This window comes from Alcanivorax sp. HI0083 (genome assembly GCF_001635175.1).
The window spans coordinates 1-611 of sequence record NZ_LWFX01000471.1 but is presented as its reverse complement, the minus strand read 5'-3'; the positions used below and the strand labels follow the sequence as shown (position 1 = coordinate 611).

Genomic DNA, 611 nt, shown 5'->3' with positions numbered 1-611 from the left:
ATGGGCGAAGATAATCCCGGTTGGCTGGACCCCTGGCGGCAATTTGCCACCTTGCAAGCGGTGAAAAACGACAATCTGTTTTTTGTCGCGCCCTCCACATTGCAGCGGCCCACGCCGCAAATGCTGACCGGTGCCCGTACCTTGTGTCGGCATCTGGACTCTGCCCGTGCCCGTCAGTAAGCAGCGGGCAATTCCCGCCCTGTTGGGACTGGCCAGTCTTGGGCTGTTGGCGTTATTGCTGTCGGTGGCGGTGGGCAGTGTGTCGATTTCGCTGCAGGACCTGTGGGCGGTAGCCACCGGCGGCGGCAGTGAACTGTACCGGGAGCTGATTGTGTCGCTGCGGATGCCCCGTGCGTTGGCAGCCTTTTCTACCGGGGGGTTGTTGGCGTTGGCCGGTGCCCTGATGCAGGTACTGTTGCGCAATCCGCTGGCGGATCCCTATGTGTTGGGTATTTCCGGTGGTGCGGCCGTTGGTGCGCTGGGGGCCATGCTGGTTGCTGGTGGGCTGGCGCTGGTGTCCGGTTCAGCGTTTGCCGGCGCCCTGTTGTCCACCTTGCTGGTATTTGGGCTGGCGCAAGGTGGTGGCGGCTGGACTCCCACGCGCCTGTTGC

General features: G+C 63.3%; 1 protein-coding gene and 1 pseudogene. Both read left to right on the top strand.

Annotation, left to right across the window (positions count from 1 at the left end; all coding sequences use genetic code 11):
* Positions 1–180, top strand: a pseudogene (locus A3754_RS27255) (cobalamin-binding protein); the annotation flags it as partial.
* Positions 167–611 (top strand): iron chelate uptake ABC transporter family permease subunit (locus A3754_RS04835; RefSeq protein ID WP_197468465.1); only part of this gene is annotated, 445 nt, incomplete at its 3' end. The pseudogene A3754_RS27255 and the gene A3754_RS04835, both read left to right, overlap by 14 nt.